The following is a 26,898-nucleotide window of genomic DNA, read 5'->3' on the forward strand; positions in this document are numbered from 1 at the left end:
CAATTAGAGCCGTCTGACACTTCGCACTTAACCTTAAAAAGCACGTATCTGGCCAACACCGGGTGCGTGCTTTTTTATGCCCTAGCCTAGGGGCAACTCCACCTTCTCATTTCCCTACGTATCGTTGGGAAGTTTAACGCTGTTCATTTGCCAATACCCCAGACAAATAAAACATCAACTTGTCCAATGGTTAGAGCCTAATTACACAGAGGAAGTAAAGCACCATACTATTACCAAAAAACGGAAAGAGGCCGCACTAGCAATGCGGCCTCTTTCCGTTTTGAGGGTGTTTTTGGTAAAACAGGCCTAAACCAGCCTATCCTACCAAGCCAGCAAAAGACTTATTTCTTAGGAAGCTCTACCGTGAAGGTGGCGCCCTGGCCAATTCCTGCACTATACGCGGAAAGGCTGCCTCCATGCTTCTGCATGGTTTTCTGGCAAAGGAACAGACCTATTCCGTTACTAGGCTCACCGGCGGTACCTACTTTCTGGTAAGGCGTGAAGCGGTCAAACAGGCGCTCGGCAGTGGCTGGCTCAAACCCAACGCCCTGGTCCCGGAAGGTTATGAAAACGTTGCTCCCCTTTTCTTCAGCTTTAATGAAAATAGTCTGCCCGGGATGAGAGAATTTAACGGCGTTCACCAACAGGTTATTCAGGACCTGCTCAAAGGAAGTGCCCTCTACGTTTACCTGAAGCTTAGCCGGTATTTCCTGTACTATCTGCAGGCGCTTGTTAACCAAGGTCATCTGCATAGAAAGAATCGCGCTCCTAACCATGGGGCCCAGCATCACCGGAACTTTCTTCAGGGTCTGCCCGGTCCATTCATCTTGCCGAAGCAGACTGAGCACGGAGTCCATGAGGTCCAGTTGCTTCTGCCCTACCTGTTGCAGGTTGGCCAGGTAAGGTGCCAGGTTGACCTGCTCTTCCGGGCTTTCCTGCAGGAGCCGCACGGTGTCCAGCATGGTGATGGTGGGCGTGCGCAGGTCATGGGAGAGCATAGACACCAGGTCTTTCTTCTCATTGAGAAGATTATCTACTGAAGTCACCGTCAATTGAATATCCTGCAACAGAATCCCTACCTCATCGGTGAAGTAAGTGGGCAGTCTGGGCAATTCCTTCTGGTCAAGGTAGTTACGGAGGGCCTTCTTGGCGCGCTGGATAGGCTTGATCAGCTGGTTAAGGATGATGAGCGTAATTCCCGTGGCTACCAGCGTTAACAGCAGCGTATAGGAAATAATGTTGAAAGCCGTGAGGTGATGGTCCTTGTTGAGGACTATGAAAAAGATAATTCCAATAAGGGGAATGTGGATGCCCAAAAAAGCAACAAACAGAAACTTAAGGGAATACGACTTTAAAAAGCCGATGCGTGACAAACTACTATAAAGCTGCATAAAACGAGACCGGGGAGCCTATTAGCCAGGAGAAACCTCAAAGACCTACAAGGTAGGAATTTCCTGGCAAGTTGGGTGATGTATTCTGTCCCTAGCCCCTTTTTCAACCTACTGAAAGTGGAAAAATACGGCACAACGCCTGTTACTAGTTGTTGCGCCACTGGCTGGAAAACCCATAGCAGCCTTGGTAAATCCTACTTTCCGTTTTAAGCCTGTTATTTGAAAACTAGCCTGAAAACAGTTCCTTCCCCTTCTTTGCTGTTCACCTCTATTCTGTCACCTGAGTTGTCCAGTATCTTCTTGACCAGGTAAAGGCCAATTCCTGTCCCCTCCACGTGGTCATGGGCCCGCTTGTACATGTCAAAGATTTTGGTGGTTTGCTTGGGTGAAATGCCCAGGCCGTTATCAGAGACAGACAGAATATGCGCTCCATTTTCTGCCAGCTCGGTTTTAATGCAGACCTCCGGGGCACGGTCTGGGTGGGCGTATTTGATGGCATTGGAGATCAGGTTGAAAAGAAGGCTGCGCAGGTTTTTGCGCGAGTACTGCAGAAACTCAAAGCCATCGGTTTTCAGTTCAATGCGGGCCTTACTGGCGTTTATAAGCCCTTTGAGGTGCTCGTTCACGTCTGCCAGCATCTCTGTGAGGTAAACCTTCTCAGAGGTATGGGCCTCCTGCTGCAGCTGCGTAATTTCTGCCAGGTCAGAGATCACGTTCTTGAAGGTTTTGATGGAACCCCGCATCATGGACAGAATATGCTCGTGCTTTTCCTTGTCTGGGCCCAGATCTTCCACAAGGGCTATCAGCAGTCCCTCCAGATTGGTGATGGGGGTTTTCAGGTCATGGGAGGCGGTGTACACAAAATTGTCCAGGTCATTGTTGATGCGCACCAGCTCCATGTTCTTCTTCATGAGATCCTCATTGCGCCGACGCTCCGTGAGGTCACGCGTAATTTTGGCAAACCCCAGCAGGCGGTTCTCCTCATTATAGATAGGGGAAAGCACTACGTTGGCCCAGAAGGCCGTGCCGTCTTTCCGTATGCGCCAGCCTTCATCCTCAAAACGGCCGTTTTCTATGGCCTTGCTCAATTCAAATTGCGGAAAGTTCTGCTCAATAGCCTCACGACCATAGAAAGCTGAGAAGTGTTTGCCTACAATTTCCTGCTGCTTATAGCCTTTGATACGTTCTGCGCCTGAATTCCAGGTCACTACCAGACCCTCTGGGTTGAGCATGATAATGGCGTAGTCCTTTACGCTGTCTATGAGCAGGCGCGTCTTCTCCTCGCTTTCCTTCAGCTCTACGTGGGTCCGGAACAGTTTCTCTTCCAACTGCTTTTTGTCGGTAAGGTCCCGGGTGATCTTGGAGAAACCTAGCAGTTCATTCTTGCTGTTATAGATGGCTGTAATAACCACGCTAGCCCAAAAGGCTGACCCGTCTTTTCTAATACGCCAGCTTTCGTCCTCAAACCGCCCGTGGTCTTTGGCTTCTTTCAGTTCATGCTCGGGGCGCCCCTGCCGTATGGCGTCCTGCCCGTAAAACCTGGAGAAATATTTGCCTATGACTTCTTTGGCCTCATAGCCTTTTATCTTTTGGGCGCCCTGGTTCCAGGTGGCCACGTTGCCGGCCGGGTCCAGCATGAAAATAGCGTAGTCGGTGACGCCCTCTACCAGCAGCCGGTACCGTTCCTCGCTTTCCTTCAGCCATTCATAGGCCTTGAACAGATCATCCTCGGCTTTCTTGCGCTCAGACAGGTCACGGGTTATTTTAGAGAAGCCTAGCAGGGTTTTCTCCTCATTATAAAGGGGAGTGATAATCACGTTGGCCCAGAAAACCGAGCCGTCTTTGCGTACCCGCCAGCCTTCGTCCTCAAAGCGGCCCTGCGCCTGGGCTTCCCTTAGCTCATAGGCAGGGAACTCGCGGTCTTTGGCCTCACTGGTGTAGAAAATAGAGAAGTGCTTGCCAATGATTTCCTGCGGCTCATATTGCTTTATTTTTTTCGCGCCCAGGTTCCAGGTAGAGACATGCCCGGTGGGGTCTAGCATAAAAATGGCGTAGTCCGTCACATTCTCTACTAGCAGGCGGTAATTATCAAGTGGCTGACTGCCAAGAGGGATAATTGGCAGGACTTCTGATTCTGATTTCATAAGGAATGGGGAACGTTGTTATATCGGGTCCTTTCCTCCAGGATTGGCTCGGCTAATATAACCATCCTACTAAAAGGACCTCCTGAATTCTTATCCATCAGGGAAAAAAGAATGGTGGCAAACGCCAGATTCTCTTCCCAAGAATTCAATATAATCTCCTTACTACGGGTAGCCCGCATGATGGGTTCTCTTTCATTTCTGGCTTGGAGGCTTTTCAGTGGCTTATTTTTGGCTCTTACCTCCCGGAACGGTCCATTTTGCCAATCTAGTTTAACAAACTCACAAGGAAGACACCCAGAATTTATCACTTTGCCAGGCAACAGCCCTAAATATTCCTTAAGCAGAAATAATCCTGGAAGACCATTATTTTTTTTTCAACCTCAAAGGCATTTTTTCCGCAACTTTCAACTTTCTCCCTTAACTTTGGGCAATTTATACATACTCATTTACCAATGCCCAAAGATCAATCCATCAAGTCAGTCTTAATCATCGGTTCTGGTCCTATTGTCATTGGACAAGCCTGTGAGTTTGACTACTCCGGCACCCAGGCCGCCCGCTCCTTGCGCGAGGAGGGAATTGAGGTAACCCTCATCAACTCTAACCCCGCCACCATCATGACCGACTCCATTACGGCAGACAACATCTATCTGAAGCCGCTGGAGAAGAAGTCTATAGTGGAGATTTTGGAGAAGCACAGGATTGACGCGGTACTGCCTACCATGGGAGGACAGACCGCGCTGAACTTGGCCATTGACTGCGAGAAAGCCGGTATCTGGAAAAAATACGGCGTAAAAATCATTGGCGTAGACATTGCCGCCATTGAGACCACTGAGGACCGCGAGAAATTCCGTCTGCTCATGATTGAGCTGGGCGTGAACGTCTGCAAGGGCTACACGGCCACCTCGTTCCTGGAAGGCAAGGAGATTGCCCAGGAGATAGGCTTCCCGCTGGTAATACGCCCATCCTTTACCCTGGGCGGCACCGGAGGCGGTTTTGTGAACGTACCGGAAGACTTTGATGCTGCCCTTACCCGCGGCCTGCACGCCTCCCCTACCCACGAGGTGTTGGTGGAGCAAAGCATCATGGGCTGGAAAGAGTATGAACTGGAGCTGCTGCGCGATAATATCGGCAACGTGATCATCATCTGCTCCATTGAGAACTTTGACCCAATGGGCGTGCACACCGGTGACTCCATCACCGTAGCTCCGGCCATGACGCTGCCAGACACCGTCTACCAGCGCATGCGCGACCTGGCCATTAAGATGATGAACGGCATTGGGCAGTTTGCCGGCGGCTGTAACGTGCAGTTCTCGGTGAACCCCGAAGATGACACCATCATCGCTATTGAGATTAACCCGCGCGTGAGCCGCTCCTCGGCCCTGGCCTCCAAGGCCACCGGGTACCCTATTGCCAAAGTGGCCGCCAAACTGGCCATCGGGTATAACCTGGACGAACTGAAGAACTCCATCACCAAGACCACCTCGGCGTTCTTTGAGCCCGCCCTGGACTACGTGATTGTGAAGATACCGCGCTGGAACTTTGACAAGTTCAAGGGCGCCAACAAAACCCTGGGCCTGCAAATGAAGTCTGTGGGTGAGGTGATGGGCATTGGCCGTACCTTCCAGGAGGCCCTGCAGAAAGCCTGCCAAAGCTTGGAAATCAAGCGCAACGGCCTGGGCGCCGATGGCAAAGAGAAAACCAACTATGACCAATTGATGCACAGCCTGGCCAACCCCAGCTGGGACCGCCTGTTCACCATCAAGGACGCCATGAAGTTTGGGGTAGCCACCAGCACCATCCAGAAAGTAACCAAGATTGACCCCTGGTTCCTGCAGCAGATTGAAGAACTGGAGCTAACCGAGCGCGAGATCCTCAAATACACCATTGACACCATCCCCGCAGACCTCATGCGCACCGCCAAGGTGAAAGGCTACGCTGACCGCCAGTTGGCCTACCTCATGCGCTGCAAAGAGAGCGAAGTGCATGACAAACGCCTGAGCATGGGCATTAAGCGCGTGTTCAAGATGGTAGATACCTGCGCCGCCGAGTTTGAGGCCAAAACGCCTTACTATTACAGCACCTTTGACGGCGAGAACGAAAGCATAGTCTCTGACCGCAAGAAAGTGGTGGTGCTGGGCTCAGGCCCTAACCGTATTGGCCAAGGCATTGAGTTTGACTACTCCTGCGTGCACGGGGTGCTCGCGGCCCGCGAGTGCGGCTACGAGACCATCATGATCAACTGCAACCCAGAGACGGTCTCCACCGACTTTGACATCTCAGACAAGCTCTACTTTGAGCCGGTATTCTGGGAGCACATCTATGACATCATCCTGCATGAGAACCCGGTAGGTGTTATTGTGCAGTTGGGCGGACAGACGGCCCTGAAACTGGCCGAGAAACTGACCCGCTTCGGCATCAAGATCCTGGGTACTACCTTTGAGGCCCTGGACTTAGCCGAAGACCGCGGCGCGTTCTCTACCCTGCTCAAGGAAAACAACATCCCGTACCCACCCTTCGCCAGCGTGACCTCCGCGGAGGAAGCTCTGGAAGTATGCAAAGACCTCAAGTTCCCGCTCTTGGTGCGCCCTAGCTACGTGCTGGGTGGCCAGAACATGAAAATTGTGATCAACGAGAAAGAGCTGGAAGCGCAGGTACTGGACATCTTGAAAGACAGCCCTGGCAACAAGGTTCTCCTGGATCACTTCCTGGACCGCGCCATTGAGGCCGAGGCCGATGCCATCTGCGACGGCGAGAACGTGCATATCCTAGGTGTGATGGAGCACATTGAGCCGGCCGGTATCCACTCCGGTGACTCTTACGCGGTATTGCCTCCGTTTGACCTGAGCCAGAACGTGCTCAACCAGATTGACGAGTACACCAAGAAGATCGCGCTGGCGCTGAACACCGTTGGTTTGATCAACATCCAGTTCGCCATCAAGAACGAGATTGTCTACATCATTGAGGCCAACCCCCGCGCCAGCCGCACGGTGCCGTTCATTGCCAAGGCCTACAAAGAGCCTTATGTGAACTACGCCGCCAAGGTGATGCTGGGCGAGAAAAAAGTCACGGACTTCACCTTCAACCCACAGCTGGAAGGCTACGCCATCAAGGTGCCGGTCTTCTCCCACAACAAGTTCCCGGAAGTGAACAAGGAGCTGGGGCCAGAGATGAAGTCTACCGGTGAGGCCATCTATTTCATTGATAACCTGGAAGACGAGTACTTCACCAAAATCTACTCTGAGCGTAATCTGTATCTGAGTAAATAGTAGCAAGTATTGCGTATCACATCGCATGACTTCTGATAAGAGAAAGGGCCGTTCCTGCAGGAGCGGCCCTTTTTGCGTTTCGGGCCTGTTTTCCTGAAACTAGGCTTAAAACAGCCGTATCTTCTGCAAGCAAGCTTTGGCCTAGTCTAAAAGCAAAATTCCGTTTCGGGCCTGTTTTCTGAAAAACGGGCCCGAAACGGAATTTCATAATCTTGCTACTTGATACGTTCTACCTGATAACGATAGTGTTATTTTACCACAGCCACCTTTTCCTCTTTCATGCGGGCAAAGTAATCTTTAGCCGCCGCCATCACCCTTGGGGACATCATCAGGGCGCAGGTCATGGTAGGGATGGCCATGAGCGCGAAGGCGGTGTCAATGAGGTTAATGACAGAGGTAATGGTAGCCACGGCGCCTACAATCACGGTTAAGATGTAGAAATAGTCATACAGCCGGCGGTACTTGAACCCGAACAGGTAGGTGAAGCACTTGGCCCCGTAGTAGCAGTAGGAGAACAGGGAGGTGAACGCGAAGATGAACACGCAGATCACCAGCAGGTATTTGCCCATCACGGGCATGGCGGCGTCAAAGGCCTGGGCGGTCATGCTCACGCCGTTGTCGCTGTGGGTTTCCCAGACGCCGGTCACCAGAATGGCCAGGCCGGTCATGGTGCAGACAATGATGGTGTCAATAAAAGGCTCAAGCATCGCTACCAGGCCTTCGCGCACGGGCTCATTGGTCTGGGACTCGCCGTGCATCATAGCGGCCGTGCCTATGCCCGCCTCGTTGGAGAAGGAGGCCCGGCGCGCGCCCATGATAATCACCTGCATCACGGCCCCGCCCATCATGGCGTTGCCCGTAAAGGCGTCTTCAAAGATCAAGGCAAACATATGCGGCACGGCAGACACATTCACTCCAATGATGTACAGCACAGACCCCGTGTAGAGCACCACCATGAGCGGCACCAGTTTGGTGGCTACGTTGGCAATGCGCTTAAGGCCGCCAAACATGATAATGGCCACCGGGAACGCCAGCGCGATACCCATGAAAAGGTTGGGCAGGAAAGTATCTTCGCCAGTGACCAGGCCGCTGGACCGAAGCACCACGTCGCGTACAATTTGGGTCAACTGGTTTGACTGGAAAAGAGGCAGCGTGCCCAGCAGACCGGCGGCAGCGAACAGAATAGACAAAGGCTTCCATTTCTGGCCCAAGCCCTCGGTGACCATATACATAGGGCCACCCTCCACCTCGCCGCGCTCATTGCGGCCGCGGTACATCACAGAAAGGGTACAAGTAAAGAACTTGGTGGCCATGCCTACAATAGCGCTCATCCACATCCAGAAGAGCACCCCGGGGCCGCCCATGGCAATACCCACGGCCACGCCACTGATGTTGCCCATACCAATGGTAGAGGCCAGCGCACTGGACATAGCCTGGAACGGACTGATTTGTCCGGGCGCGTTGGGATCTACGTACTTTCCGCTCAGTATCTCCAGGGAATGGGGCAAGTGCCGGAAGGGGACAAAGCGGCAGTACAGCATCAGGAACAGGCCGCCGCCCATCAGCAAAATCAACAACGGCATGCCCCAGGCCAGGCTGCTGGCCTCAGCAAGAAACGATTCTATTATTTCCACAGAGATTTATTAAGGCTATAAAAGACAAACTTACGGCAGGAAGTTGGGAAATGGAAAGGCGGTTTGGGTGCCTTTTTGAAAAAGCGGCCTTAAAACGCTTATACTCTATAGGAGAATAGGAAAATCACTTAAAAAGAATCCAGGGGCTACACCACCCTTTCAAGTTACTACAGAAAACGCGCTTTCAAATCTGGAGTAGGGAGCATACAGCTTTCGCGCTGGCCAAACCAACGGTAGCGGTTCCGGGAGACCCAGTCATAGGCAGGGTCCCGCAGAAAACGAGGAACCAAGGTGAAACCATACAGCCACCGCCACGGGGCAGCCAGCCTCCGTACTATCCGCAGGGCCGCGGTGGAGCGGTAGTACAGGTGGCCGTCTTCCAGCAGGAGCACGCTCTGGAAATGGGCCGTGGGCAAACCATGGGCCCTCAGCACCTCCTGCCCCACCTCAGACTGCAAAGAAGCGAATTTAAAGCGCCCTTGCGGGTCATGGGCAATCACAAACTGAACAAATCCATTGCACAGGTTACAGACGCCGTCAAAGAGAATGGTGGCAGAAGAGGGAAGCATAGCAAGTAATAGTGGGCAAAGACTGGTATTTATTCCGGCAAAAGGAGGACAGTATTTCTACGGATATTCTCTCTTTTGCTTCACCTCCTTTACGGGTATTCGCTAATTTAAACGAAAAAAGTAGCACCTTTCTAAGAACATCGCCGTAAAAGAGGAACCTGAAATGAAACCCCATTTCTATCATTCATTAATTTGTCAAAACTATGAAAAAGACGTTTGTAAACCTTTTCGCCGTTGCCGCCCTGGTAGCAGGGTCAACATTGACCTCTTGCTCTGGCAGCACTGAAACCACCACTGACACTACCAACACAGACAGAAGTACTGAGTCAGAAACCAGCACTACCTATGGCACTACCGGTACCACAACCGGAACAACTACCGGTACCACAACTGGAACAACCACCGGAACTACCGGCACCACAACTGGTACTACCGGAACTACCGGCACCACCACCGGAACTACCGGCACTACCACCGGTACCACTACTGGTACTACAGGTACTACTACCGGCACCACTACCGGAACAACAACTGGTACTACCACTGGTACCACAGGTACCACTACCGGCACTACCACCGGTACCACTACTGGCAACTAGTTCTGCGTTTAGCAGAAAAGCAAAAGTATATAGTGCAGAAAAGGCAAGGCCCAAAGGTTTTGCCTTTTCTGTTTCCTTTCTAGCCATCACCCCAGACTATGCATCTACTTAGGCAGTACCTGCATTGCGTCTTCTACGCAGACACCCGCGCCCTTTCCCTCCTCCGGATTTGGGTAGCCAGTGTTTTGCTGCTGGATATTGGCATACGGGCCACAGACCTGGAAGCGCACTACTCCAACATGGGTGTCTTGCCGCTCCATGTCTTGCATGCCAATGCCTGGAATCCTTATTTCTTTTCTTTCCATGCCCTAAGCGGGCTCTGGCAATTTGAGGTGATTCTCTTTGCCCTGGCCGGTATAGCTGCCCTTTGCCTGCTGCTAGGCTACCACACCCGCTGGGCCACCTTTGTCTCCTGGATTTTACTTCTCTCCCTGCATAACCGCAACCCGCTCATCACCCAGTCCGGTGATAGCCTGCTTCGGATGTTGCTCTTCTGGGGCATGTTTTTGCCCTGGCACCGGCATTACTCCCTGGATGCCCGCCGTACCCCTTCCTCTGCCCTTTCTACCCGTTACTTCAGTGCCGCCACGGTGGCTTATATTCTGCAAGTGGCCTGGGTCTATGTATTTACCGCCCTGCTCAAAAGCGGCGCTGAATGGACCACAGACGGCACGGCCCTGTATTACGCCCTCAGCCTGGACCAGATCCTGATGCCCGGCGGCCGTCTTCTCTATCAGTACCCAGAACTCATGAAGTTCCTGACCCACGCCACCTATTATGTAGAGCTGTGGCTGCCCTTCGTCTTGCTCATTCCCTGGCGCAACGCCTGGTTCAGGATGCTGTTCATTGTAGCTATTGTAGGGCTGCACATTGGCATTAGCCTTTCCTTATTTGTGGGCCTGTTCTACCTTATCAGTATCTCGGCGGTGATGGGATTGCTGCCTACCCCGGTTATGGACACCATTGACCACTACCTGCGGTCTGGGTACCACCGAATACAAAAAAGCTGGGTACGGCACGCCCGCACCTGGCGCTCACCGGTAGACTTGCAGGTACGCCTTACCTGGAACAGACCCACCTGGTCCGGAAACTTCCCCCTCAAATACTTGCGCGAAGGCGTAGTGCTGGTAGCCCTGGCACTTGCCCTTTGGTGGAACCTGAGTACTTTGGGCAAACCGTATTTTCAGGTGCCAGCCGGTGTGCAGTGGGTGGCGCTGGTTCCCCGGTTAGATCAGAACTGGAGCATGTTTGCCCCCAATGTATTTAAAGACGATGGCTGGTACGTGCTGGAGGGCATCAACAACCAAAACCGCAAGGTAGACCTCAATCAGCAGGGCAAGGAACCAGACACCATTAAACCGGCCTCGGTGGTAAGCCTGTTCAAGAATGACCGATGGCGGAAGTACTCAGAAAATTACCTCTTTGTGTCTAATGCCTACATGCGGCCGTACTACTGCTTCTACCTGCTCAGGCGCTGGAATGAAGCCCACCCACCCCCGCAACAGGTCAAGGAACTCACGGTCATCTACATGAAGGAGTTCACCTTGCCAGACTACCAAACCGCCCCCGTTCAAAAGGAGCTTCTCTGCCATTGCAAACCTTGATATTAGACATAAGACGTAAGACACTAGATTTCCTTTAAGGGTTGAATTAAAAGTCTTGCCTCTTGTATCCAGCGTCTTGTGTCCCTTTTAAGATGAATTTCGTATAAAACAGGCGAACAGATTGTTTCATTTAACCCAGAAAGGAGGAAACCATGCCACAAGGAGATAAATCTGCCTACACAGACAAACAGAAACGGCAGGCCGAACACATAGAGGAAAGCTACGAGAAGAAAGGCGTTTCTGAAGACGAAGCCGAAAAACGCGCCTGGGCCACCGTGAACAAACATGACGGCGGCGGCAAGAAAAGCGGCTCTGGTAAGAAAAGCTAAGAACCCAATACCCTTTAAAAAGCATCAGTCCGTTTTGGGCCCGTTTTCATAAAAACGGCCCCAAAACGGACTGATGCTTTTTTATGCTAAAGAGCTACACCTTCACCGTGCGCAGCCATTTGGCCACGCCGCCGGCTACCAGGCCACCCAGCAGGTAATACCCTACGGTAAGGGCCTGGGTTTCGCGGGTACGGTTACTGGGAGCAGATCCCAGGCCCATGGGGCCTGGCAATACCACCCCGCCAATTCCGGCGGCCGTTCCTAGTACTGATCCGCGCAACCAGGCCTTTTTGCCACCGCCCGTAAGACTGTAATACAGGCCGTTAGAAATGATATCGCCTACCAGGGCCCAGGTATGTAATTTATCCTCCTCAGGAGGAGTTTCACCGGCATAGCGCAAGCCCTTGGTAATGGCCCGCATGCCTAGGATATCCATGCGGGGAGCATCGGGGTAGAACCGCCGCACGGTTTCATGCACGGCCGTTACAGCCAGGGCGCCTGCCAGGCCGCTCAGGCCAGAACGCACCCATTTGTTCAGCCGCTGCTTAGAGGCTTTTTTATTGGTCTTTGGTCGGTTGGTTTTCTTTTTAGATCCCATAGTTTCAGTTGTTTTTATCAGACAGGAAAAGGAAACGGTCTAAGCTAAAACTGCTATTCGCTCCTTTACAGGTTAAACGATTTCAGGGAGGAAGGTTGCCAGCAACGGCCGCAATAGGGCAGACAAGTTTCCTGTTTTGGGCCTGTTTTTCAGAAAACGGGCCCAAAACGCACACTGAATCTTTTTACCTATCTTTGTGTCTTATATCCAGCGGGGCCAAGGCATCCGCATATTCTTGTATGGCCAACTACTTACGGCCTTTATCAATCCACATGACATTTTCAGAACTAAATTTAATTGACCCTATCCTGCAGGCCCTGCAGGAAGAAGGATACACCACCCCCACCCCCATTCAGGAACAAGCTATTCCGCCGGTATTGAACGGTGATGACATGCTGGGTTGCGCCCAGACCGGAACCGGCAAAACCGCCGCGTTCAGCTTGCCGCTTATACAGCGCTTGCATGAGGCAGGCCCGGCGCATCCGGCCAAAGCCATCAGGGCCCTTATCTTAACCCCTACCCGCGAGCTGGCCCTGCAGATTGGCGACAGCATTAAGTCCTATGGCCGCCATACCAACATCAAGCACACCGTTATTTTTGGCGGCGTGGGTCAGGTGCCACAGGTGCAACAGATCAGAAACGGCGTTGATATTCTGGTGGCTACTCCCGGCAGGTTGCTGGATTTGATGAACCAGGGTTTATTGTCCCTCAAGCACATTGAGACTTTTATTCTGGATGAGGCAGACCGCATGCTAGACATGGGCTTCATTCATGACGTACGCAAGGTCATTGCCCAGATACCTACCAAGCGCCAGACGCTGCTGTTCTCGGCTACCATGCCTCAGGAAATTCAGAAGCTGTCTGCCAGCATCTTGAAAGACCCGGTGTATGTAGAGGTAACCCCGGTTTCCAGCACCGTTGAGAAAATCACCCAGAAGGTATATTTTGTGGGTAAACTAGAGAAACGCGCTTTGCTAAGACACCTCCTGAAAGAGGAAGGCATTACCCGCGCCCTGGTTTTCTCCCGCACCAAGCACGGCGCCGACCGCATTGCCAAGGAGCTTTCCAAGGCGGGCATCTCGGCACAGTCTATTCACGGTGACAAAGCCCAAAGCAGCCGCGTAAAGGCCCTTACCCAGTTCAAGAACAATGAGCTGCAGGCCCTGGTAGCCACTGATATTGCCGCCCGCGGTATTGACGTAGATGACCTTACCCACGTAATCAACATTGACCTGCCTAACGAGCCCGAAACCTACGTGCACCGCATTGGCCGCACCGGCCGCGCCGGCGCCGATGGCATGGCCCTCTCTTTCTGCGATGACACGGAGCTCCCGTACCTGCGCGACATTGAAAAACTGACCAAGCAGGAAATACCGGTAGAGGAAAACCAGCCGTTCCACGCCAACTATTCCAAACTGCCGTTGGCCGGCGGAAGAACCACGGACAAAGCCCGTGCTGCCTCTGCCGGAAGCAGCAACCGCAGCGGCGAAGCTGGCCGTAGCAGAAGAGGCCAGGGCGGTGGCGGAAACAGAAGACCCAACTCCACCCAGGGCGCCAGCCAGGGAAGTGGCGGCGGCAGACGTTCTTCCGGTGGCAACCGGGGCGGCAACCGCTAATCACCGTTCACCTATCAAAACAGAAAAGCCGAACACATGATGTGTTCGGCTTTTCTGTTTTAGGGGCTACTTAAGTAACAGGCCTTGCGTTTTGTGACCGCTGTTTCTGGTGGTTGCTTTCCGGGGCTAATAGAGTTTCCCGTTTCTAGGCGGTGAGACCTGCCCTTTCTGGCAACACCTTACTCTAGCCATCACCTCTGCAAATACTGCGTTTCAAATAACTCCTAAGCTATTGCGCGTTCTTATGAATGCTGGGTTCCGCCGGAAGACTTAGATCTTCTGCCTGAGCTTGATTTGCCCTGGCCTATCCAGCCTTGTGAAGAGGCAGCCCAGTAAGAGGCGCCTAAGGCAATGGCGGCACCGCCAATCACTTTCTGGGTAGTGGTTAAGCTGTTGAAAGAACGGGCTACGTTAGAACCCAGGTCTTTCACGGCCTGTGGCACCTGCACGTTGCTCAGTCCGCTGGTAAGGTTATTCAACATACCGCCTTGCGCTGAGTCCTGCGGCTGACGTTGCTGTGAAGAACCCTGTGGCTGGCGTTGCTGCTGCGATGAGCCTTGTGGCTGCTGCTGGCGGCTAGACTGGTCTTGCTGTCTGCTGGAAGCATTCATAGAAGACTGGTTCTGGTTCTGGTTCTGGTTGCTGCCAGAGCGTTGGTTTCTGGCTGAATCTTGTTCATACGAAGTAGCATCCTGGGCAGAAGCATTTGGCTGACGGCCCGGCTGGTTAGTTTTGTTTTCCATAGTTGTAAAAAATTTAAGATGTATAGATGCCTATTAAATGCCAGGGCAAAGTCTCTGGCGCTACCTACCTAAGTTCATAAGCAGGCGAATCCATTTTATCGGAAACGGGCGCAAATGGTTGCGTCAACTTCTATATTTTCTACTATTTTTTACCAGCCAAGGTTGCGCCTCATGCCAAATTAAGGCCTTCCAAATATGTAGGGTGCAATATATAGCGCTTAGCGTTTTATTTACGTAAAAGGCAGTAGAAACCGTTTTACCTCTTGTTCTGCGCCTATGCCTGCTCCTGAAACGTCTGGTCCAACCACCCCTGGTTCTTCCCCGCACTTTATCAGAAAAGTGTTAATAGTGGCCTTTGTGTTTGTGGTGTTGTTTCTGCTGTACACAGTCATAAAAATGGCTTTTGAAACCCTGCTGGTTTTCTTTGCCGCGGTGCTCTTTGGCATTCTCCTGCATGGGCTCAGCGGGTTTCTGCACCAGCACCTCAAGCTGCCTTACAGGTGGGCCCTGGCAGCTGTCTGCCTGCTGCTGGCGGGACTGGTAGTGGGCGCCTTCTTCTATCTGGGGCCCACCCTCTCGCAGCAGACCGAGGAACTGCGGGAGACCCTGCCCACCGTGTTAGACAGGCTACGGGCCCAGGTGGCCTCCCTGCCCTACGGAGACCAATTGCTGAAGCAGATCCCTTCCCCGGAAGAAATCCTGCAGGGAGAGAATTCCTTTATAGAGAACGCGTTCTCGCTTTTCTCCTCCACGTTTGGGGTGCTGGCCAACATTCTTATTATTCTGGTGGTGGGCATTTACCTGGCAATTTCGCCCCAGGAAACCGCTAGCGGGCTGGTACGGTTGGTCCCCAAGAAACATCGGCCCCGGGCCCGTGAGGTGATCCATGTCCTGCGGTTTACGCTATGGGGCTGGCTTAAAGGTACCCTGCTGGCCATGGCCATTATCGGTTCCCTTACCACCTTTGGCCTGTATATGATAGGCGTTCCCATGCCGCTGCTGTTGGGGGTGTTTGCCGGTTTGCTGGAGTTTATTCCTAACCTTGGGCCTTTCATTGCGGGATTTCCGGCAGTCATCCTGGCTCTGGTAGATGACCCCAGCAAAGCCCTTACGGTGGTCTTGTTCTTTGTAGCGCTCCAGAGCTTGGAGGGGTACATTCTCACCCCCATGGTGCAGAAACACATTATTGACCTTCCGCCGGTGCTCACCATTATGGGCCAACTGGTGCTGGGGCTACTGGCTGGTCTCTGGGGACTTTTCTTGGCGGTGCCCCTGGTAGCGGTGACGGTGGTGCTGGTAAAGATGCTCTACATTGAAGATTACCTGGGAGATTATGCCGTGGAAGTGAAAGGCGAAGAGGAAGCCATTGCCCAGGAAGAAAGCACCCCCATCCCGCCAGAAGAAAATACGCCTTAGCACAGGTGCCCGGCCACCTACTTCTGCCTTCGGGCTACGTCTGCTCTTTTTGAATTTGCCCTGTTTTAAGCACATTTTATGAAAATCAGGCATAAAACAGATATCTTCCTTCGGCAAAACCGTAAGAAATTCTTCTTTCAGGAGACTAATGCGTACTTGGCTAGCCTTGTTACCTACCTACAGGCCTCTTATAATCTCATTTGAACCACCTATGATGCTTAGAAAAACCCTTGCCCTTGGCCTCGTGCTTCTGCCGTTGTCCGGTGCCTTCGCGCAGAAAGACATCAAGCAAAAAGATGTAGCCCGTATTGTCAATACCCTGGCCGCAGATGACATGATGGGCCGCAAAACCTTTACCCCAGGTATTGAGAAAGCCGCCGAGTTCATCTCTTCTGAATTCAAGAAAGCCGGCCTGCAGCCCCTGGCCGGCGACACCGATTTTAAGCAGGAGTTTAAAATGTACAGCCTATCTCCTGATAAAGCTGATATTGAAATAAACGGCAAGCAACTGAAGCCCGAGGAGTTCTTCTACAGCACGGTACACCGCAAGGTAGAGTGGGAAGACAAAGCGCCTAAACCAGTATTTATTGGCGAGAATGATGATTTCCGGCAAGGGATCAACAAAGCCCGCCAGCAGAAGAAAGATTTGCTGGTGATGGTGCACCCCAAGCACCAGGAGATGTTCAGCCGCTACGCCGAATACTTCAGGCAGTCTAGCCCGGTCACTGAACTGGGCAAAGGCTCTACGCTCATCTTCGTGCTTTCCCCGCTTACAGAGGTAACTTCACTAGACGCGGAGATCAAGAACGAAGTAAAGGAAATGAACCTGGCCAACGTGGCGGGCATGATCCCGGGCAAGCGCGCCAAGGAATACATTGTCTTCTCGGGCCACTATGACCACATTGGCATCCAGAAAGCGGTAGACGGCGACTCCATTGCCAACGGTGCCGATGATGACGCCTCTGGCATTACTGCCGTCATCACACTGGCCAACCACTTTAAAAAGCAGCCTAAGCCAGAGCGCACCCTGCTCTTTGTGGCCTTTACCGCCGAGGAGATTGGCGGCTACGGTTCCCAGCATTTCTCCAGGCAACTGAACCCCGATGAGATTGTGGCCATGTTCAACATTGAGATGATTGGCAAAGGCTCCAAGTTCGGTCCCAACAGCGCCTACATTACCGGGTTTGACAAGTCAGACTTCGGGACGCTGTTGCAACAGGCCGTAAAAGGCACGCCCTACAGCTTTCACCCAGACCCGTACCCTGGCCAGAACCTGTTCTACCGCTCAGACAACGCCACCCTGGCCCGCCTGGGCGTTCCGGCCCATACCATCTCCTCGGTGCAGATTGACAAAGACAAACTCTACCACTCCGTGGATGACGAGGTAGAAAGCCTGGACGTAGCCCACATGACCAACATGATCAAAGCCGTAGCCCTGGGCGCCAGAGATTTCGTGCAAGGCAAAAAGACACCTAAGCGCGTGGATAAGACGCAGGTGCAGTAGGAACCGAGCAATATAGGCCTGATAATTAGTTCTGTACTCCTTGGAATAGGACTTTTATTTTTAATTCGTGAATACAAGTTTTTTCAATACGGCTTTCATACTACAGGAACTGTAATTGATACAGGCGGGAAATGGGATCATAAAAGAAGAAGTGCTGACTACATGTTCTACCCAATTGTTCAATTTTACGCAGAGGACGGTAAGCTTATGCAAGAGAGACTTGCTGTAGGAACCAATTTATCTTTTCATAAAAATGGCCAATCCATCAAAATAGTTTACTATGATGGATTGGCCTACCCTAGAGGACTTGGATGGAAGCTTTTCTACTGGAGCTTTTTTCTTTCTGGATTGGGCGCTACGGTTTACCAGATTTGCTATTGGTAAGTCTTTCTAAGAAGATTATCCCATCTTTTGTCATCCTGAAAGGATCTCGGTAACGAACGGTAATTACGCCTGAGTAAACGCTTTCCTAGTTTGCCCATAAGATCTTTCCAAGATGACAAAGGGAGAGGGAAAGGAAAGCCCCTCGTCAGAAAACAAAGAAAAGGCAGCAGATACCCATGACCTCGTAGTGTGCGCAGCCCCTACGAGTGTCTCCGCCAAAAACGAAAAGCCCTCACAGGTTTTCAACACCTGTGAGGGCTAAACATCGGCTTCTGTTTTGGGCCTGTTTTTCTGAAAACAGGCCCAAAACAGAAGCCGAATTCATTTCAGAATTTTTACTATTTCTTCCTTAGAAATTCCCCCTTACCGTCAACACCAAATTCCTGCCAGGTGCACTAACCCCAGAGGCGTAGACGCGGTAGAACTGGTCCAGGATATTTTCCAAACCTGCCTGCAACTGCACCCTTGGGTGGAACTGGTAGGCAGTGCGCAGGTTGAGGGTATACCAGGCCGGCACGCCCTGCGGGGTGGCGTATTGCAGATTATCCTCGCCTACGGGATTGTAGTCTTCCAGGCGTTTCCAGCCGTTGTACTGCACAAAAAACTCAGACCCGAACTTGGGCAGCGTGAGGAACAGACTGGTTTTCCCGAACACGGGCGCAATGTGGTCCAACGGAATGTCCTGGGGTTGTGCCGTGATGCGGCCATAGGTGTAGGTAAGCGTGGAAGCCAACCGGAAGGCCTGGGTAATATCAGCGCTTAAAGAGCCGCTGGCGCCGTAAATGTAGGCTTTGTTGGCGTTCACGTTCGCGGTAACGCGGCTGGGTTGGCCGTTGTACTCCACCACAGATTGTCCCTGAAACTGGAACGGTTGGGTGGTGATGGCGTCACGGTACCAGGTGTAGAAACCGGTGCCTTCCACCCGCACGCTCTGCATGATGGTTTTGCCAATAGACACCTCGGCGTTGTAGGTGTACTCAGGCTTTAAATTAGGGTTAGGCACAATCAATTGCCCGGCCACCGATTCAAACACCTTGCCAAGGTCATCTACGTTAGGTGCCCTGAACCCCGAGGAAGCCACGGCCGCCAGTCGCCAGTCATGGCCTGGTTGGAAGACCAGTCCCAGGTTACCATTCACGGCGGTGTTTTTCTGGTTTACTTTATCAAACGAGAAATTAAAGAAACGCTTGTCAGAGAAATCGGCGTTCAGCTCTACCCGGCTTAGGCGAAGGCCGTCAGAGAGAATCCAGCGGGGCGTGATTTCCCAGGTGTGGGTAAAGTAGGCGGCGGCGGTACGCATATCTGAACCGCCGCTGGGGTAGCGGGTATCCAGGGCGGAGCGCTCGCTGGTATTGATATTTTCACCGTAGGCCCGGGACTGCACATCATTGAAGGTAGCCTCCAGGCCGTAGCGCAGTTCATGGTCGCCCAGCAGGCGGCTGGCATCTGCGTTAAGCGTGAAGATGTCTACTTTCTCTTTTCGGTGCTGGAGCAGGGTTTTCCCGAAGCTTCGGTTGTTGCGGCTCTCGGTTACGCTTTGGTAGGCGGCGGTAAACCGGAGGTTCTCCAACCAACCTTTGCCTTGGGTAGCAAGCGTGTAGGCGGCCAGCAGACGCTCCTGCGGACCGTAATACCATTGGGCGCTTTTAAGTACGCCTTTACTGTCCACCTCGGTTAGGCGGTCGTAGCGCGGAATATCTGAGGAAGTAGAGTACTGCAGGTTCAAGACATGCGAGGTAGCGGGACTGGCCTGGAACAGCACTTTCTGCAGCACGTCATACTGCTGGTAGCTGCTTTGCTTTTGCACGTTCACATTCTCATTGGGCACCATCATGTCCTGGCCGTTCACGCGCTGAGCGTAGAAAGGGCGCAGGCCCCAGTTTCCGTAGAACGGGTTGCGTCTTTTGCCCTGCCGAAGGTCATCAAAGTCTGAATAGGTAAGGCTGGTAAAGCTGCCCCAGCGTTTTCCGCCCACCGAGACATCTGCGTGGCCGGTTTTCTCCTGATTGGCGGTGGCGAAGCGGGTAAAGGCGTTGCCCGAAATACGGGTGCCAGCGCTGTCACCTAACACCGGGTTCTTGGTGTAGAAATGCACCACTCCGCCCAAGGCATCTGAGCCATACACCACAGAGCCCGGCCCAAATACCACTTCTACTTTCTCCAGCGCGGTGTTGTCTACCGTGATCACGTTTTGCAAGTGGCCACCCCGGTAAATGGCGTTGTTGAGGCGCACGCCGTCCATGACCATCAAGACCTTGTTGGCCTCAAAGCCCCTTAAAATGGGGCTCCCGCCGCCAGCCTGACTTTTCTGCACCAGCACCTGCCCGCTCTGCTGCAGCACATCGGCGGTGGTGGGGTTGTTCTGGAACGACAGGTCCTTTGCTTTCAATACCTGAATCTGCTGCGGCACATCGGCGCGCTTCTCTTCAAACTTGCTGGCCGACACCACCACCTCTTCTAGTGAATAGCTGCGCTCAGAAAGCAAGACGCGGTAATGCAGGGTGTTGAGCTGGCTCACAGCTATGGTGCGGGCCTGGTAGTCTGGTCGCTCAAACCGAAGGCTGTCCGTTACCCGGAATCCCTGGACGTCAAACCTTCCTTTGGCATCAGTCAGGACCGCGCCGCCGCCCTGCACGGGGATAACCCGCACCCCGGCCAAAGGCTGAAGGCTAGCCCGGTCCTGCACAGTGGCGCGTTGCGCCGAGGCCACTATGGGCAACACAAACAGGACCAGAGAGAAAAAAGCTTTCATAAAAAGAGTGTAAAAGTACCGGAACCTAATTGCCGCAGATCACCCCTTCCTTTCGGGCCAGGCCATATAAACCTGAGGCTTCCATCTTGAGCTTTGGGACCTGGTGCTTTTGTTAAAGGGACATCTCCATTTTGATATCGGCGCGCTTGTAGTCTTTGAAATCATCTGGCACTTCTATAAAGCCCAGTTTGCGGTACAGGTGAATGGCGGTTTCCAGTTTTCGGTTAGAGAGCAGAAACAAGGTAGTAGCACCAAGTTCTTTGGCTTTCTGGATAGCAGCCTCGCCCAGGCGCTTGCCTATTTTGAGACCCTGCGCTTTGTCTGTGACGGCCATTTTGGCCAGTTCATAGGTGTGGTCGTCTACTTTGATGAGGGCGCAGGTGCCTACTATCTCGCCGTTATGCTCGGCCATTAGAATGTGACCGCCTCTGGCAATGATGTAGCCGTCTGGGTTGCCCAGAGATTTATGGTCCAGTTCCTCCATCTCAAAATAGCGCTCAATCCAGGCCTGGTTCAGTTCCCGGAAGAGGGTAGCGTGGGCGGGCGTATAATCTATAATGGAAACCGTTGCGGCAGATGCATTCATTCTAAAACATTACTTGTGTGGGTGGCAAAGATACGGAACGGCAAAGGCGTTTTGAGCCTGTTTTTCAGAAAACGGGCTCAAAACAGCTAGCTTAATACCGCACCGGCTCACAGATCTCTTCGTCGCAGACCAGGTGTTTAAACAGTGGGTGGGCTAACAACTGTTGTAGGGTATACACAGAGCCCGCCACCTCAAACCGATCCAATACTAACCTGATGCCCTGGCTATAGTCTGTGTACGTTTCTATGTGGCCCAGGTACAGTGGCTGAATGGGGCTTCCGTCTGTTTTGTGCCACCCATAGATAGCCACGCGATTGGCCCTCGGCTGCCGTTTGAGCCGCGGCGTAAGCACTACGTCTTTCTTAGGCCCGGCTGTGAGCAACCCCAGCTTCTGACCTTTGCGCTGGTTTTCTATGAGTTGGTTGTGCAGCAGAAAGGTGCGCACGCTGTCGCGGTCTTTGGTTAACGGAATGGGCACCAGTTTTACTTTGGCGGCGGCGTAAATGGCGTCTACAAGTTTACGGGTAGGCAGGGTGCAGCCCAGGGCGTCGGCCACCTTTTGGGCGGTCTTGGGCTGAAGGGGCATGCGCACAAAATCTTTGTCGGTGCCCACGGCCAGGTAGTCTGGCATGACAAAGCACATGCCCTGCAGCAGCTGGCCGTTGGGTGCGGTGGCCGTTAAGGTTACGGGCCTGAACGTGCGCAGAAAGGTGGGCAGGCTGTCCTTGGCCAGCTGAGACAATAGGTACTTCTCACGCTCTACCGGCGAAAGCCGCGCTGCGGCCTGCACTACCTGGGTGCCAGAAAGGCGCTTAGATTTCTGGGGCGGCCGGCCGCACTGCCAAAACATGAAAGCCAGGCAAAAAAAGAGCAACCCGTTTTGGAGTTGTTTTAGAAAAAATGGCCTTAAAACGCGGGGGGCAACAGGACTATGCATGGCCTAAATTAAGCAACAGGAACGGATTGCCCACGCTTCCTGTTCAGGATGAAGCGCAAAAGCCTTATATTTCGCCCAGTTGACCTCGCTTTTATGAAAAATACTGTCCCCTTTCTTCTGCTGCTCACTTTTTTGGCCGCCTGTACCAGCACCAAACCAAATCCTGAGGTATTGAATGCCGTGAAGGCCGTTGCCTCCATGGCTCCTTCAGAACATACCCCACACATTGAGGCAGTACGCCAGCAGTTTGCTCCAGATAAGCGGGTAGTATTGTTTGACGTGAAATCCCTGGGCAATGTGCTGACCGGTGAAACGAACAACCCGGCCGCCAAAGCCGCCCTGCTGGAGCGCCTGCAAAAGGCCGGCCTTCCGTTCCAGGATAGTATTCAGGTCTTGCCTGCCGCCGATCTGGAAGGAAACACTCAGGCAGTAGTGACGCTTTCAGTAGCCAACCTGCGCTCTGAGCCCAAGCACCCGGCAGAACTGGCCACCCAGGCCACCATGGGCACGCCCCTTAAGGTGTTTAAGCACAAAGGCGGCTGGTTCTTGGTGCAGACCCCAGACCAATACTTGGCCTGGGTAGACGCCAGCGCCATCAAACTCATGACTGATCAGGCATTTGTGGCTTGGCAGAAGGGCGAGAAATTGCTGTACCTGAACCCCTACGGCTTCGCGTTTGCCCAGCCCAACAAACAGGGCGCCACGGTCTCAGACCTGGTGTATGGCGACGTAATGGTGCTGAAAAACAAGACCAAAGATTATTATGAAGTAGAATTCCCAGATGGCCGCGCCGCGTTTGTGCCTGTTTCTGAAACCGAGAAATACGCCACCTGGGCCGCCACCCGCAAACCTTCTGAGCAGAACCTGGTGGAGACCTCTAAAAAGCTATTAGGACTTCCGTACCTATGGGGTGGCACCTCCTTCAAAGGCGTAGACTGCAGCGGCTTTACTAAAACCGTCTATTTCATGAACGGCCTTATCTTGCCCCGTGACGCATCGCAGCAAGTGAATATTGGCGAACTGATTGATACCAAAAGCGGTTTCCAGAACCTTAAGCCCGGTGATCTGCTGTTCTTTGGGTCACCGGCCAAAGACGGCAAATCTGAGCGCGTGGTGCACGTGGGTATGTGGATTGGCAACAATGAATTCATCCACTCTGCGGGCCGGGTGCGCATTAGCAGCATGGACCCCGCCGCCGCTAATTTTGATGCCCCTGAACTGAAGCGTTTCTTAAGGGCTAAGCGCATCTCGCCGCAGGCGTCCCTTATGGATTTACGCACCGCCGCCCTTTACTAAGTTTCCCCAAGGATTGTCTTTAAAAGCTGCTGCTTGTTAAATTATTTAATTAACTTAACGGGCAGCAGCTCTTTGCGTTATCATAGCCCCCGTATTGAATATGAAGCAACTCTACGTTCTCCTTTGTTCCTTTCTTTTCCTGGCCGGTCCCCTGGCAAAAACCCAGGCCCAGTCTATTCATGCCGAAGAAATGGCGCGTTACCGAAAATATGATTTCAAGACCGATGCTGAGTATGACCGCGCCCTAGGCCGCGATACCGAAGCACTGCGGTTGGCCCGCAAGACCGGCACCCAGGCCAGTACCCAGCGTACCGGCGAACGGCTGGGCAAAAAAGTTCTGGGCTGGCACCCCTACTGGCAGGGCGAAACCTGGAACACCTATGATTTCAGCAACCTGAGCACCGTGGCTTACTTCTCTTATGAGGTGAACCCCAGCACCGGCGGTTATAGCACCATCAGAAGCTGGGAAACCACCGGCCTGATTGAGGCCGCCCACGCCGCCGGCACTAAAGTGGTGTTAACCGTCACCAACTTCGGGAACGCCAACAACGCCTCTATCCTGAACAACGCCACCCGCCGCGAAACCCTTATCTCTACGCTTATTTCAGTAGTGAAAGCCCGCAACGGAGATGGCGTGAACATTGACTTTGAGACCGTGGCCTCGGCTGAAAGAGCCGCGCTTACCAGTTTCATGAACACCCTGTCTGACCGGTTCCACGCCGAGATACCCGGCTCCCGGGTCTCCATTGCGCTGCCGGCTCTGTTCAGCACCACTAATGCCTTTGACGTGGCCGGCATGACCCAGGTAGATGATTTCCTGATTATGGGCTATGATTACTGGTACGCTGGCTCTTCTACTGCTGGTCCGGTCGCGCCGCTGGCTCCCAGCGGCTGGGACTATTGGGGCCCCACCCTCAACCTCACCAAATCAGTAGACGGGTATTTAACGGTTCTTCCGGCGGCTAAGCTTATGCTGGCGTTGCCTTACTACGGTCGCCGGTGGGCTACCTCCACCAACGCCGTTGGGGCTACGGGCACTACCCAAAACAGCAAAGTAGCCTCAGCCTCCCGTACCTACGCTGCTGCTAAAGAGGAGATAGCCGCCAAAGGCTACACCCGCCAATGGAACAGCCAGGGATCAGTGCCCTATTATGTGTACCAGGAGAACGGGCAGTGGTTCCAGACCTTTTATGATGACGCCGAAAGCCTGGGCCTGAAGTATGATCTGGTGAACAACAAAGGGCTGGCCGGTATTGGTATCTGGGCCCTGGGCTATGACAGCCCCGGCGTGAATCCCGAACTGAACAACCTGCTGCGCACCAAGTTTCCGCCCAACGTGCTTTCTGCGGGTGAGGAAAGCCCCAACAAGGCTGGCAACCTGGCTTACCCTAACCCCGTGAACCGCGGCCAGAAAGTATTTGTAAAAACAGCCACGCCCGGCAATGCCGCGCTTTCGGTTTCTTTGCTAGATGCCGTAGGTAGAACCACCTCAGTGGCCTTAGCGGCCGATGGCTCTTTTGACACCTCGGCCTTAGCCCCCGGCCTTTATTTCCTGACGGTTAGCAGCCCCAAAGCCAGCGCCACCTATCGCATAGTAGTGGCAGACTAGCCAGTTTCTGGCTAAAAGCAATCGGCCCTTCATTTCCATTTTCACTGGAGACGAAGGGCCGATTTTTTTGTGTAGGGATATTCTGTTTTGAGGCTGTTTTTCAGAAAGTAAGCTCAAAACAGAAAATCATTTCCCCTCCCACTTTTTGAGAAAAACTGGAGGACGAATGGGTAAAGAAGCAGATCAGGAAGTAGAAACATTCAACTTCATTAATATTTCTCATGCACCTCTGTCATGATGCGCACCATTTCGTTGCGGATGTCACCAGAGGAGGTTTTGAAGTTGTTGTTCATGAAGCTGAAGAGCAGCAGTTTTCCGCTTTTGGTTTTGATGTAGCCGCTTTGGTTGTGCACGTGCGCCAGGGTACCGGATTTCCCGAAGACGTAGGGCACATCGGCTTTGTAGATGCTCCGGAAAGTGCCGGGCTGGCCACCAGCCGCCATGAGGGGTAACAGCCGTTCTTGGGGCCGCTCCTGCTGTATTTTCAGCAGCAGGGCAATGATGCTGCGGGGCGTAAACAGGTTCATAGAAGAAAGGCCGGAGCCGTCTACCCACACTGGGGAATCGGGCAGGTCAGCGAGGTAGTTTTTCACCACGTGTTTGATGGCGCGCTCTACGCTCAACGTATCAGACAAAGTACCGGAACAAAGAGCCATCAACTGCTCGGCAAAGAGATTGTCGCTTACCTGCAGCATGCGCTTGTACACAGTATCGGCCGGAAGGCCATAGAAGGTCTGCGCGCCCTGGGGCAGCGGACGGGGCTTGAGGAGCGTCACTTTCCTTTTCAGGGTATCCGTGAGCAAACGCACGGTCATGTCGGGGCTCGGGATAAAGGGAACCTCCACGGAGAAATCAGCAGACGCATGCTTGGGGAAATACGTCAGGTCATTGGTGCGCCAGGCTCTTACAAAGGCATCGCCGTGGGCGTAACGGGCGGTATCTGTCTTAACGGTGGGCTTAAAGATGGCCGGCGTAGTGGTGTACTTTTGGGTAGGTCCGCCCTTACGGGCGAATTTCACGATGTTGCCATGGATGGGGAAAATGCTGCGCTCGGGCTGGTAATAATAGTTGTAATCATCCCAGCCCCAGTTAACGGCAAAGGGCGTGCTGGTGAAAGGAGCCTCCAGGTAGTAGAGTTTCTCTTTACGGTTCTTCAGGAAATCATAGGCCAGGGAGTTTTTCAGGTCCATATGCGTGAACGTAGGATCGCCGGTACCCCAAAAGATAAGGGAGTCGCCGCGCACCACATATTTGAGCGCCGGAATGGAATCGCCCAACATTTTGAGGCTGGCGTAGAAGGTGAACAGCTTGGTGTTGGAGGCCGGCACGAAGTATTTGTCGGCGTTATGCTCCACCACCATCTTGCCCAGTGCCGGGTCATACAACGCGAAGCCTACAAACCGGTTCTTGCCAATCTCAGAAGACAGAATCTGCTCTTTGATAACCTCAGGCCCGTAAGGCGGCGGCCCCACTGCCACAGGGGCTTCTTTGGTGGTTTTACAGCCTAGCAGCAGAAGCAGGGAAAGGCAGGGGATCAGGCGCCAGCGGCGGCCCAGGAGACTGGTTTTCATAGGGTACAGGTTTACAACCCGTAATTAGCGCAAGAATCTGACACCATCAAAAATTCAGGCAGAAAATTGCGGCTTCGGCTGCACATGGCTTTCTCTAGGGCGTAACAGTTTCCTTCTAGTTTCCCATGGAAGTCTGGAGTGTGTTGAGCTTTTCTGTTTTAAGCCCGTTTTTCCAAAAACAGGCTTAAAACGCATCATGCTTTCCCTGGTTCAAGTTTGCAACTTGGACCTATCATTCGGGAAGTTTGAAACTTCCCTTGGGGCATGCGCCCCATCCCACACCCTCCTCCACGTGTAGAAGGCGGGGCCGTTTCATCCTACCCGTTTCAGGAAATCCCAAAATCAGCCAT

At 53.0% G+C, this 26,898-nt stretch carries 19 protein-coding genes; 9 read left to right on the top strand and 10 right to left on the bottom strand.

The features are described from left to right. Positions 1–341 precede the first annotated feature (341 nt). Together ACYVJQ_RS01335 and ACYVJQ_RS01340 are read right to left on the bottom strand one after the other, a co-directional pair. Complete coding sequence (locus tag ACYVJQ_RS01335; RefSeq protein WP_460891265.1) at positions 342–1,391, bottom strand: sensor histidine kinase; 1,050 nt, start codon at positions 1,389–1,391, stop codon at positions 342–344. A gap of 215 nt (positions 1,392–1,606) precedes the next feature. Next, positions 1,607–3,535 carry a PAS domain-containing sensor histidine kinase gene (locus tag ACYVJQ_RS01340; protein ID WP_460891266.1) on the bottom strand — a complete coding sequence of 643 codons (1,929 nt, stop codon included), beginning with the start codon at positions 3,533–3,535 and terminating at the stop codon, positions 1,607–1,609. Between the two features lie 452 nt (positions 3,536–3,987). On the opposite strand from ACYVJQ_RS01340, the gene carB reads away from it, so the two are divergent. Then, positions 3,988–6,801: a carbamoyl-phosphate synthase large subunit gene (carB, locus tag ACYVJQ_RS01345; protein ID WP_460891267.1), complete on the top strand. Its 2,814-nt coding sequence runs from the start codon at positions 3,988–3,990 to the stop codon at positions 6,799–6,801. A gap of 248 nt (positions 6,802–7,049) precedes the next feature. On the opposite strand, the gene ACYVJQ_RS01350 is transcribed toward carB, so the two are convergent. After that, complete coding sequence (locus ACYVJQ_RS01350; protein ID WP_460891268.1) at positions 7,050–8,435, bottom strand: alanine/glycine:cation symporter family protein; 1,386 nt, start codon at positions 8,433–8,435, stop codon at positions 7,050–7,052. 167 nt (positions 8,436–8,602) lie between these two features. After that, on the bottom strand, positions 8,603–9,004 hold the full coding sequence (locus ACYVJQ_RS01355) for a thiol-disulfide oxidoreductase DCC family protein (protein ID WP_460891269.1): 402 nt from the start codon (positions 9,002–9,004) through the stop codon (positions 8,603–8,605). Between the two features lie 203 nt (positions 9,005–9,207). Here ACYVJQ_RS01355 and ACYVJQ_RS01360 point away from each other — a divergent pair, with 203 nt between their 5' ends. From ACYVJQ_RS01360 to ACYVJQ_RS01370, 3 genes are all read left to right on the top strand, one after another. Further along, complete coding sequence (locus tag ACYVJQ_RS01360) at positions 9,208–9,603, top strand: hypothetical protein (protein WP_460891270.1); 396 nt, start codon at positions 9,208–9,210, stop codon at positions 9,601–9,603. A gap of 98 nt (positions 9,604–9,701) precedes the next feature. Beyond that, positions 9,702–11,207, top strand: a complete 1,506-nt coding sequence (locus ACYVJQ_RS01365) for an HTTM domain-containing protein (protein WP_460891271.1) — start codon at positions 9,702–9,704, stop codon at positions 11,205–11,207. A 152-nt stretch (positions 11,208–11,359) separates the two neighbouring features. Further along, positions 11,360–11,536, top strand: a complete 177-nt coding sequence (locus ACYVJQ_RS01370; RefSeq protein ID WP_460891272.1) for a hypothetical protein — start codon at positions 11,360–11,362, stop codon at positions 11,534–11,536. Positions 11,537–11,630: 94 nt separating this feature from the next. On the opposite strand, the gene ACYVJQ_RS01375 is transcribed toward ACYVJQ_RS01370, so the two are convergent. Continuing rightward, positions 11,631–12,134 (bottom strand): hypothetical protein, encoded by a 504-nt coding sequence (locus tag ACYVJQ_RS01375; RefSeq protein ID WP_460891273.1) that lies wholly within the window; start codon positions 12,132–12,134, stop codon positions 11,631–11,633. A gap of 272 nt (positions 12,135–12,406) precedes the next feature. On the opposite strand from ACYVJQ_RS01375, the gene ACYVJQ_RS01380 reads away from it, so the two are divergent. Further along, the gene (locus ACYVJQ_RS01380) at positions 12,407–13,750 is read left to right on the top strand and encodes a DEAD/DEAH box helicase (RefSeq protein WP_460891274.1); all 1,344 of its coding nucleotides are present in this window, start codon (positions 12,407–12,409) and stop codon (positions 13,748–13,750) included. A gap of 242 nt (positions 13,751–13,992) precedes the next feature. On the opposite strand, the gene ACYVJQ_RS01385 is transcribed toward ACYVJQ_RS01380, so the two are convergent. Continuing rightward, complete coding sequence (locus tag ACYVJQ_RS01385) at positions 13,993–14,493, bottom strand: hypothetical protein (protein ID WP_460891275.1); 501 nt, start codon at positions 14,491–14,493, stop codon at positions 13,993–13,995. Between the two features lie 276 nt (positions 14,494–14,769). Between ACYVJQ_RS01385 and ACYVJQ_RS01390 the strand changes: the two genes are divergently transcribed. Together ACYVJQ_RS01390 and ACYVJQ_RS01395 are read left to right on the top strand one after the other, a co-directional pair. Next, positions 14,770–15,909 (top strand): AI-2E family transporter, encoded by a 1,140-nt coding sequence (locus tag ACYVJQ_RS01390; RefSeq protein WP_460891276.1) that lies wholly within the window; start codon positions 14,770–14,772, stop codon positions 15,907–15,909. Between the two features lie 211 nt (positions 15,910–16,120). After that, positions 16,121–17,413: a M20/M25/M40 family metallo-hydrolase gene (locus ACYVJQ_RS01395; protein ID WP_460891277.1), complete on the top strand. Its 1,293-nt coding sequence runs from the start codon at positions 16,121–16,123 to the stop codon at positions 17,411–17,413. A 733-nt stretch (positions 17,414–18,146) separates the two neighbouring features. On the opposite strand, the gene ACYVJQ_RS01400 is transcribed toward ACYVJQ_RS01395, so the two are convergent. From ACYVJQ_RS01400 to ACYVJQ_RS01410, 3 genes are all read right to left on the bottom strand, one after another. Continuing rightward, the gene (locus ACYVJQ_RS01400; protein ID WP_460891278.1) at positions 18,147–20,549 is read right to left on the bottom strand and encodes a TonB-dependent receptor; all 2,403 of its coding nucleotides are present in this window, start codon (positions 20,547–20,549) and stop codon (positions 18,147–18,149) included. A gap of 112 nt (positions 20,550–20,661) precedes the next feature. Beyond that, complete coding sequence (locus ACYVJQ_RS01405) at positions 20,662–21,135, bottom strand: GNAT family N-acetyltransferase (protein ID WP_460891279.1); 474 nt, start codon at positions 21,133–21,135, stop codon at positions 20,662–20,664. A gap of 91 nt (positions 21,136–21,226) precedes the next feature. Beyond that, positions 21,227–21,985 (bottom strand): hypothetical protein, encoded by a 759-nt coding sequence (locus ACYVJQ_RS01410; RefSeq protein WP_460891280.1) that lies wholly within the window; start codon positions 21,983–21,985, stop codon positions 21,227–21,229. A gap of 180 nt (positions 21,986–22,165) precedes the next feature. Between ACYVJQ_RS01410 and ACYVJQ_RS01415 the strand changes: the two genes are divergently transcribed. Continuing rightward, a complete protein-coding gene (locus ACYVJQ_RS01415) occupies positions 22,166–23,368 on the top strand; it encodes a C40 family peptidase (RefSeq protein WP_460891281.1) in 1,203 nt (400 codons plus the stop codon). A 100-nt stretch (positions 23,369–23,468) separates the two neighbouring features. After that, the gene (locus ACYVJQ_RS01420) at positions 23,469–24,977 is read left to right on the top strand and encodes a glycosyl hydrolase family 18 protein (RefSeq protein WP_460891282.1); all 1,509 of its coding nucleotides are present in this window, start codon (positions 23,469–23,471) and stop codon (positions 24,975–24,977) included. 209 nt (positions 24,978–25,186) lie between these two features. Here the strand turns inward: ACYVJQ_RS01420 and ACYVJQ_RS01425 are convergent, their stop codons facing one another. Continuing rightward, a complete protein-coding gene (locus ACYVJQ_RS01425; RefSeq protein WP_460891283.1) occupies positions 25,187–26,548 on the bottom strand; it encodes a D-alanyl-D-alanine carboxypeptidase in 1,362 nt (453 codons plus the stop codon). Positions 26,549–26,898 lie beyond the last annotated feature (350 nt).

Source organism: Rufibacter soli (genome assembly GCF_054781795.1).

Excerpts from the sequence above, each read along its gene's own strand:
- ACYVJQ_RS01335 (WP_460891265.1), bottom strand. The coding sequence starts at position 1,391 with ATGCAGCTTTATAGTAGTTTGTCACGCATCGGCTTTTTAAAGTCGTAT.
- ACYVJQ_RS01395 (WP_460891277.1), top strand. The coding sequence starts at position 16,121 with ATGATGCTTAGAAAAACCCTTGCCCTTGGCCTCGTGCTTCTGCCGTTG.
- carB (WP_460891267.1), top strand. The coding sequence starts at position 3,988 with ATGCCCAAAGATCAATCCATCAAGTCAGTCTTAATCATCGGTTCTGGT.
- ACYVJQ_RS01425 (WP_460891283.1), bottom strand. The coding sequence starts at position 26,548 with ATGAAAACCAGTCTCCTGGGCCGCCGCTGGCGCCTGATCCCCTGCCTT.
- ACYVJQ_RS01420 (WP_460891282.1), top strand. The coding sequence starts at position 23,469 with ATGAAGCAACTCTACGTTCTCCTTTGTTCCTTTCTTTTCCTGGCCGGT.
- ACYVJQ_RS01360 (WP_460891270.1), top strand. The coding sequence starts at position 9,208 with ATGAAAAAGACGTTTGTAAACCTTTTCGCCGTTGCCGCCCTGGTAGCA.
- ACYVJQ_RS01410 (WP_460891280.1), bottom strand. The coding sequence starts at position 21,985 with ATGTTTTGGCAGTGCGGCCGGCCGCCCCAGAAATCTAAGCGCCTTTCT.
- ACYVJQ_RS01375 (WP_460891273.1), bottom strand. The coding sequence starts at position 12,134 with ATGGGATCTAAAAAGAAAACCAACCGACCAAAGACCAATAAAAAAGCC.
- ACYVJQ_RS01400 (WP_460891278.1), bottom strand. The coding sequence starts at position 20,549 with ATGAAAGCTTTTTTCTCTCTGGTCCTGTTTGTGTTGCCCATAGTGGCC.
- ACYVJQ_RS01415 (WP_460891281.1), top strand. The coding sequence starts at position 22,166 with ATGAAAAATACTGTCCCCTTTCTTCTGCTGCTCACTTTTTTGGCCGCC.
- ACYVJQ_RS01405 (WP_460891279.1), bottom strand. The coding sequence starts at position 21,135 with ATGAATGCATCTGCCGCAACGGTTTCCATTATAGATTATACGCCCGCC.
- ACYVJQ_RS01380 (WP_460891274.1), top strand. The coding sequence starts at position 12,407 with ATGACATTTTCAGAACTAAATTTAATTGACCCTATCCTGCAGGCCCTG.
- ACYVJQ_RS01370 (WP_460891272.1), top strand. The coding sequence starts at position 11,360 with ATGCCACAAGGAGATAAATCTGCCTACACAGACAAACAGAAACGGCAG.
- ACYVJQ_RS01340 (WP_460891266.1), bottom strand. The coding sequence starts at position 3,535 with ATGAAATCAGAATCAGAAGTCCTGCCAATTATCCCTCTTGGCAGTCAG.
- ACYVJQ_RS01390 (WP_460891276.1), top strand. The coding sequence starts at position 14,770 with ATGCCTGCTCCTGAAACGTCTGGTCCAACCACCCCTGGTTCTTCCCCG.
- ACYVJQ_RS01365 (WP_460891271.1), top strand. The coding sequence starts at position 9,702 with ATGCATCTACTTAGGCAGTACCTGCATTGCGTCTTCTACGCAGACACC.
- ACYVJQ_RS01355 (WP_460891269.1), bottom strand. The coding sequence starts at position 9,004 with ATGCTTCCCTCTTCTGCCACCATTCTCTTTGACGGCGTCTGTAACCTG.
- ACYVJQ_RS01385 (WP_460891275.1), bottom strand. The coding sequence starts at position 14,493 with ATGGAAAACAAAACTAACCAGCCGGGCCGTCAGCCAAATGCTTCTGCC.